Source organism: Bradyrhizobium sp. SHOUNA76, assembly GCF_023006445.1.
GTDB lineage: Bacteria > Pseudomonadota > Alphaproteobacteria > Rhizobiales > Xanthobacteraceae > Bradyrhizobium.
The window spans coordinates 1-7,392 of the sequence record NZ_JALBHA010000332.1 but is presented as its reverse complement, the minus strand read 5'-3'; the positions used below and the strand labels follow the sequence as shown (position 1 = coordinate 7,392).

The 7,392-nt window shown below is 62.6% G+C and carries 6 protein-coding genes; 3 read left to right on the top strand and 3 right to left on the bottom strand.

The window, feature by feature from the left end; translation table 11 throughout:
- Nucleotides 1-192 precede the first annotated feature (192 nt).
- The gene (locus MOV74_RS26375) at nt 193-642 is read left to right on the top strand and encodes a translation initiation factor 2 (protein WP_246929311.1); all 450 of its coding nucleotides are present in this window, start codon (nt 193-195) and stop codon (nt 640-642) included.
- A 70-nt stretch (nt 643-712) separates the two neighbouring features.
- On the opposite strand, the gene clpA is transcribed toward MOV74_RS26375, so the two are convergent.
- A complete protein-coding gene (gene clpA, locus MOV74_RS26370) occupies nt 713-3,121 on the bottom strand; it encodes an ATP-dependent Clp protease ATP-binding subunit ClpA (protein WP_246929309.1) in 2,409 nt (802 codons plus the stop codon).
- 282 nt (nt 3,122-3,403) lie between these two features.
- Nucleotides 3,404-3,736, bottom strand: coding sequence for an ATP-dependent Clp protease adapter ClpS (gene clpS / locus MOV74_RS26365; protein ID WP_026202494.1), 333 nt, complete (start codon nt 3,734-3,736; stop codon nt 3,404-3,406).
- A gap of 481 nt (nt 3,737-4,217) precedes the next feature.
- Here clpS and MOV74_RS26360 point away from each other — a divergent pair, with 481 nt between their 5' ends.
- The gene (locus MOV74_RS26360; RefSeq protein ID WP_246929307.1) at nt 4,218-5,564 is read left to right on the top strand and encodes a pilus assembly protein; all 1,347 of its coding nucleotides are present in this window, start codon (nt 4,218-4,220) and stop codon (nt 5,562-5,564) included.
- 72 nt (nt 5,565-5,636) lie between these two features.
- Here MOV74_RS26360 and MOV74_RS26355 read toward each other — a convergent pair whose 3' ends face one another.
- A complete protein-coding gene (locus MOV74_RS26355) occupies nt 5,637-5,975 on the bottom strand; it encodes a phasin family protein (RefSeq protein WP_246929305.1) in 339 nt (112 codons plus the stop codon).
- Between the two features lie 388 nt (nt 5,976-6,363).
- Between MOV74_RS26355 and MOV74_RS26350 the strand changes: the two genes are divergently transcribed.
- A partial coding sequence (locus MOV74_RS26350; RefSeq protein ID WP_246929303.1) for a D-alanyl-D-alanine carboxypeptidase family protein occupies nt 6,364-7,392 on the top strand: 1,029 nt, incomplete at its 3' end.

Sequence of the window (7,392 nt, the reverse complement as noted above, 5' to 3'; positions counted from 1 at the left end):
CGGCGCGCGCGGCGCCGAGCACGTCCGGGTGCAGGACGATCAGCGCCTGCGCGGCGAATAGCACCGGGCCCCACCTCCAGGTGCCCGCTGTTTTCGTGCACAACCCCTGCGTGGCTTAACTATCCCGACTTGTGACCTATTGCCCTCGCGCTCCGGTTGCGCTTCAGTGGCGTGGGGAACAAGGGGCATTTCATGCGTTCATTGGGAATTGTGGCGCTCAGCGTCATGCTGGGCGGCTGCGCGTCTGTCACGCGCGGCACGACCGAGAATATCAGCATCTCATCGACACCCTCTGGTGTGGAGGCCGTGGTCAGCGGGCTTGAGGTGCCGACAACCTGCACAACACCTTGCGCCATCGTCGCCAAGCGTAGCGCCGACATCACGATCACCTTCGAAAAGGAAGGCTATCAACCCCAGACGGTGCAACTCACCAAGGAAGTGTCGGGCACGGGCGCCGCCGGCTTCGCCGGCAATCTCCTCGCCGGCGGCGTCATCGGCATGGGCGTCGATGCCGCGACCGGGGCGGCCACCGATCACAAGCCCAATCCGGTCATCGTGACGATGCAGCCCTTGGTCCGCGCGCGGCCGGCGGCGCCGAAAAAGCCGCGGCCGCCAGCTGCAGCGCCAGAGGCCGGGACGTAAAGCTCACACCGAGCCCGAAAACAAAAAGGCCGGCTTTGCAGCCGGCCTTTTCGATTTCATTTAGCCCAGATCAAGCCTTGACCAGCGGACCCTTGGAGGTCGGCCCCTTGGAGCCGCCGGGGCCACCCGGCTTGGGCTTGCCCGGCGGACGCTTGCGGGCGCCCGGCAGCTTCTCCTGCTTCGGAGTAACCGGCCCCTCGACGAACTCGAAGCCGATCTTGTCCTTGGTCTCGTCGGCCTCGTCCTTGACCAGAACGACGCGGACATGGCCGCCGCCCTTGAGCTTGCCGAACAGCACCTCGTCAGCCAACGGCTTCTTGATGTGCTCCTGGATCACGCGGGCCATGGGACGCGCGCCCATCTGCTCGTCGTAGCCATGCTGGACCAGCCAAGCCTTGGCCGGCTCGGACAGCTCGATGGTGACGTCGCGATCGCCGAGCTGCGCCTCGAGCTGCAGCACGAACTTCTCCACGACCGTGCCGATCACCTCGACGCTGAGATGGCCGAACGAGACGACGGCATCGAGGCGGTTGCGGAATTCCGGCGCGAACTGCCGGTTGATCGCTTCGTGGTCGTCACCTTCCCGCTTGGAGCGCGTGAAGCCGAACGCCTGCTTGGCGAGATCGGATGCACCCGCGTTCGTGGTCATGATCAGGATCACGTTGCGGAAATTGACCTGCTTGCCGTTGTGGTCGGTGAGCCGGCCGTGATCCATGATCTGGAGCAGCACGTTGTAGAGGTCGGGATGCGCCTTCTCGATTTCGTCGAGCAGCACCACGCAGTGCGGATGCTGGTCGACGCCGTCGGTGAGCAGGCCGCCCTGGTCGAAGCCGACATAGCCGGGAGGCGCGCCGATCAGGCGCGATACGGTATGCCGCTCCATGTATTCGGACATGTCGAAGCGCAGCAGCTCGACGCCGAGGCTTGCCGCAAGCTGCTTTGCGACCTCGGTCTTGCCGACGCCGGTCGGGCCCGAGAACAGGTAGCAGCCGATCGGCTTCTCCGGCTCGCGCAGGCCGGCACGCGCCAGCTTGATCGAGGCGGCGAGCGATTCGATCGCCTTGTCCTGGCCGAACACGGTGCGCTTCAGCGTCTGCTCGAGATGCTTGAGCACCTCGGCATCGTCCTTCGACACGCTCTTCGGCGGGATCCGCGCCATCGAGGCGATCGTGGTCTCGATCTCCTTGATGCCGATGGTCTTCTTGCGCTTGTTCTCGGCGACCAGCATCTGCGCCGCACCGGATTCGTCGATCACGTCGATCGCCTTGTCCGGCAGCTTGCGGTCGTGGATGTAGCGCGAGGACAGCTGAACCGCGGCCTCGATCGCCTCATTGGTGTACTTCAGACGGTGGTAGTCCTCGAAGTACGGCTTGAGGCCCTTGAGGATCGCGATGGCGTCCTCGACCGTCGGCTCGTTGATGTCGATCTTCTGGAAGCGCCGCACCAGCGCGCGGTCCTTCTCGAAATGCTGGCGGTATTCCTTGTAGGTGGTCGAGCCCATGCAGCGGATGGTGCCCGAGGCAAGCGCGGGCTTGAGCAGGTTCGAGGCATCCATCGCCCCGCCCGACGTCGCGCCCGCACCGATCACGGTGTGGATTTCGTCGATGAACAGGATGGCATTGGGATGCGCTTCGAGCTCCTTCAGCACCTGCTTCAGGCGCTCTTCGAAGTCGCCGCGATAGCGCGTGCCCGCGAGCAGCGTGCCCATGTCGAGCGAGAACACCGTGGCGGCCGCCAGAACCTCCGGCACTTCGCTGTCGACAATGCGCTTGGCGAGGCCCTCCGCGATCGCGGTCTTGCCGACGCCGGCTTCGCCGACGAACAACGGATTGTTCTTCTGCCGGCGGCACAGCACCTGGATCGCACGGTTGATTTCGGAATTGCGTCCGATCACCGGATCGATCTTGCCGTCGCGCGCCTTCTTGTTGAGGTTGACGCAATAGGTCTCGAGCGCCTCGCCCTTCTTCTTGGCGTCCTCGTTGCCCTTGGCCTCGGTCTCCTCGTCGACGCCGCGCACCGGCCGCGCCTCGGAGACGCCCGGCCGCTTGGCGATGCCATGGCTGATGTAGTTGACCGCGTCATACCGCGTCATGTCCTGCTCCTGCAGGAAGTACGCGGCGTGGCTCTCGCGCTCGGCGAAGATCGCGATCAGCACGTTGGCACCGGTCACCTCTTCACGACCGGAGGATTGCACGTGGATCACCGCGCGCTGGATCACGCGCTGGAAGCCGGCGGTCGGCTTGGCGTCGTCGGCGCCATCCGTCACCAGGTTCTCGAATTCGGTCTCAAGATAATTAACCAGGCTCGTGCGGAGCTTGTCGAGATCGACGCTACAGGCGCGCATGACGGCGGCTGCATCGGAGTCGTCGATCAAGGAGAGCAAGAGATGCTCGAGCGTCGCGTATTGGTGATGACGCTCGTTTGCGATCGCCAGTGCACGATGCAGGGATTGTTCAAGGCTTTGGGAAAAAGTCGGCATTCGCGTCCTCTATGGCCCCCACCATCATGATCGCCATCGCCCGGTCAGGCAACAACAACCTTTGTCACATATAGTTATACAAGATCGCGGCGAAAGACCGGTTCCGCGACTCGGGCGGCGACACACCGCGACATTTGCGATGCAAAACCCGTTCCGATTTGGGCAGAACTACCCAATTGGGCAGGTTGACGCTGGCGCCGATGCCCGCCGGATCATGCAGCGGCTCGTGCTGACATCACACACCACGCGAACAGAACCACTCTAAAGAACCCGGACGCGCGATTACTTCTTTTCCATCACGCATTGCAGCGGGTGCTGGTGCTTGCGGGCGAAATCCATCACCTGCGTCACCTTGGTCTCGGCGATCTCGTAGGTGAACACGCCGCACTCCCCGATGCCATGATGATGGACGTGCAGCATGATCTTGGTCGCGGCCTCGATGTCCTTGTTGAAGAACTTCTCCAGCACGTGGACGACGAATTCCATCGGCGTGTAATCGTCGTTCAGGATCAGCACCCGGTAGAGGTTCGGCCGTTTGGTCTTGGGTTTGACCTTGGTGATGACCGAAGTGTTCGGACCCGAGGGATTACCCGAACGGTTCTCGTCATTGCTCAAGCGAGGAGCGTAGGGAGCGGCTGGCGCGGACAGGTCGAGTCTTGAAGTCAATTGCGGCATGGCTCAGGCGTTCAAATTTCCCCATGGAAGCGAATGGCGGTCACCGCGCGACCCCGCCCGTCGGAGCCTGGCGCAGGCGCGCCGCCTTGTTGGACCGCCGCTCCCGACAAATCCGGTCCAAGCCGGATCGTTCGCCAGCAATATGGGCCTGCCCCCGGCTCGCCGCAAGCGCGCAAAAATCCGGCCAATGCGGTTGCGGCAGTCCCGATTCCCATCCGGGCGATCCAGCAAAGGTTAATCAACCCGGACCGATTTGACAAAAATTTCCGCGGCGCCCGTTAGAACATTTTGACCAGGAACCCGGTCATTTAACACGATTGCGACGTTTCGCCCGGGCTCCCCCGGACTTCTACGGTGCAATTTACCAAGCATTCAATGGCGTGGCGCGAAATCGGGCAAAACACGGATTTCGGGGATCGTCATGTTTCGCTCGCCGCTTGTCAGCCTGATCGGTCGACAGCTCGCCCGCTTCGCGGCAGCCGAACAAGGCAATATCGCCATGATCTTCGCCATCGCGCTGGTCCCGGTCCTGAGCTTGGTCGGTGCCGCGGTGGACTATAGCCGCGCTGTTCAGGCCCGTACTTCCATGCAGGCGGCCCTCGACTCCGCCGCCCTGATGCTCTCCAAGGATCTGTCGTCCGGGACCATCACCACGTCGCAAATCAGCACGAAGGCGCAAGCCTATTTCAACGCGCTGTTTACCGGCACCGCCACCCTGCCATCGGTCAGCGTCGCCGCCACCTATACCGCGAGCACCAGCATGGGCTCCACGATCCAGCTCACCGGAACTGGCACCTACACGACCAGCTTCATGAAGATCGCCGGCTTTCCGACGCTCGGCATCGGCACCACGTCCACCAGCGCTTGGGGCAACGTCCGCATGCGCGTGGCCCTGGTGCTCGACAACACCGGCTCCATGGCCCAGGACGGCAAGATGCCGGCGATGCAGACCGCCGCGAAGAACCTCGTCGACCAGCTCAGCACGCTCGCGAAGGCCGATGGCGACGTCTACATCTCGATCGTTCCGTTCGCCAAGGACGTCAACGTCGGCGCCAGCAACTACAACAAGGACTGGATCGATTTCAGCGAATGGGATGCCGCCAATGGCAGCTGGACTTGCAGCGCAGGCAACAACTGGAACTGCAACAATTGGAAGTGGACGCCGGCCAACCACAACACCTGGACCGGCTGCGTGGTCGATCGCGACCAGGACTACGACACCAAGAACACCATGCCGACGAGCGGCAATGTGGGGACGCTCTTCCCGGCCGAGCAATATTCCTACTGCAACTCCGGCAGCTCGTCCTATCTGCAACCGATCATGCCGCTGAGCTACGATTGGAGCGCGCTCAAGAACCGCATCGATGCCATGAAGCCGACCGGCAATACCAACCAGGGCATCGGCCTGGCCTGGGGCTGGATGACGTTGTCGACCGGCAATCCCATGAACGCGCCGGCCAAGGATGCGAACTACACCTACAAGGACGCGATCGTTCTGCTCTCCGACGGTCTGAACACGCAGAACCGCTGGTACAGCAATGCTTCGCAGATCGACACGCGACAGAAAAAGCTGTGCGACAACGCCAAGGCCGAGAACATCACCATTTACACGGTGCAGGTGAACACCGGCAGCGATCCGACCTCGAGCGTGCTGCAATATTGCGCCAGCAGCGCCGACAAGTTCTATCTGGTCACGTCGGCCAGCCAGACCGTCTCCGTGTTCAAGGACATCGGCACCTCGCTGTCGAGGCTGCGCGTGGCACGCTGACGGACCGACCGTATGCAAAAAAAGCCCGGCTGGTTCAGCCGGGCTTTTCGATTCCAGGATGTCCTGAAAAAGTTACTGGGCGGCCGGGGTGAACTTCGACACGATGGTCTCGACCGGCTTGAACGCCTGCTTGGCGAGGTCGCCGTAGAGGCCGGCGATCTTCTGCGATTCCGCAACGAAGGTCTCGTAGGCGGAACGGGCGAAATCGGTCTGCGCTTCCATGGCCTTGTCCAGCGACTTCACGCCGGAAAGCTTCTCGACGAAGGACTTGGTGTCTTCGAACGACTTCTTCGTATAGTCGCCATAGGCGCTGGCGATCGCCTGGAGGCCGTGCTGCACCGAGGTCGCGGAAGCGACGTACTGCTCGAAGTGCTCTTTCCCGTAGTTCTGAAAGTCTTCAACCTTGAACATTTCGGAATCCTTTTCCCTGGCTCTCGTCGGGAAGCCCCGGCTCCCTGACTCTGCCCACAATTAGTGCAACGCACAAAAAAGTCAAGAATTTTGTGCGACGCACAAAATTGAATGCAAATCGCGGAGATTCCCGGGGTTTCCCGCAATAGTTCCTTAAGCTTTTGGAAACCCCGGCCCCCTACCCTGATTTCCTGGACGTGTTCAACTTCCGCAAGCGGTCGAAAGCCGTTTGAGAACATCACCTTAGCCAGAATAGCGGCTCAGGCCAAACGTCCTCCGCGGCGAACACCAGCGGAGGGACAGCCTGAGCAGGTAATGATCCCGGGTCCATTGGGCACAATTTCGCCTCACGAGCCGGTGATCAAGTCAGAAACGGGGACGGGGTTCCATGCTTCGTAAAAACTTGTCTTCCTCGCGCTTGGCGCGGGTTGGCGTTTTCGGGCTTCTTACGGTCACCACCGCGGTCATCTTCACCACCGATGCCGCCGAGGCGCGGCGCCATCGCCGCCACTACGCGCACCACCGGGTGCAGCGCGATGTGTCCGAGAGCTCCAGCCCGAAATTCGCGTCCATCATCGTCGACGGCAATTCCGGCGCGGTGCTGCAGGCAACGAGCCCCGACGGGATCCGCCACCCCGCCTCGCTGACCAAGATCATGACGCTCTACCTGCTGTTCGAGCGCCTTGAGTCCGGGAAGATGAAACTCGACACCGAGATGCCGGTGTCCAAGCATGCCGCGGATCAGGATCCGACCAAGCTGAACCTGCGTGCCGGCCAGACCATCCGTGTCGAGGATGCCATCAAGGGTCTCGTCACCCGCTCCGCCAACGACGCCGCGGTGGTCATCGCGGAAGCAATCGCCGGCGACGAGGACGACTTCGCCCAGATGATGACGCGCAAGGCCCGCGCGCTCGGCATGTCCAAGACGGTGTACCGCAACGCCAACGGCCTTCCCAACGACGAGCAGGTCACGACCGCACGCGACCAGGCCACGCTCGGGCGCGCCATCCAGGAGCGCTTCCCGCGCTACTATCGTTATTTCGCGACCTCCACGTTCAACTGGCGTGGACAGTCGATCCGCAATCACAATCACCTGCTCGGCAGCGTCGAGGGCGTGGACGGCATCAAGACCGGCTATACCCGCGCCTCCGGCTTCAACCTCGTCAGCTCGATGCGCCGCGGCAACCGCCACCTGATCGGCGTCGTGCTCGGCGGCCGCAGCGGCGGCTCGCGCGATGCCATCATGCGCAACCTGCTCGCCGAGAATCTCGAGAAGGGTGCGACCGCCCACACCGTTGTCGCGGTCAGCGAGCGTAGCGGCGCTGATGCCAATGTCGAGGTCGCCGACGCATCGGATACTCCGGTACGCCCCGCTGCGCCGGTTCAGGCCGCAGCCGCTCCTGCTCCCGAAGCCGCC

Coding starts and splice junctions, on each gene's coding strand:
- MOV74_RS26355 (WP_246929305.1), bottom strand. CDS start 5,975: ATGTTCAAGGTTGAAGACTTTCAGAACTACGGGAAAGAGCACTTCGAG.
- MOV74_RS26375 (WP_246929311.1), top strand. CDS start 193: ATGCGTTCATTGGGAATTGTGGCGCTCAGCGTCATGCTGGGCGGCTGC.
- clpA (WP_246929309.1), bottom strand. CDS start 3,121: ATGCCGACTTTTTCCCAAAGCCTTGAACAATCCCTGCATCGTGCACTG.
- MOV74_RS26360 (WP_246929307.1), top strand. CDS start 4,218: ATGTTTCGCTCGCCGCTTGTCAGCCTGATCGGTCGACAGCTCGCCCGC.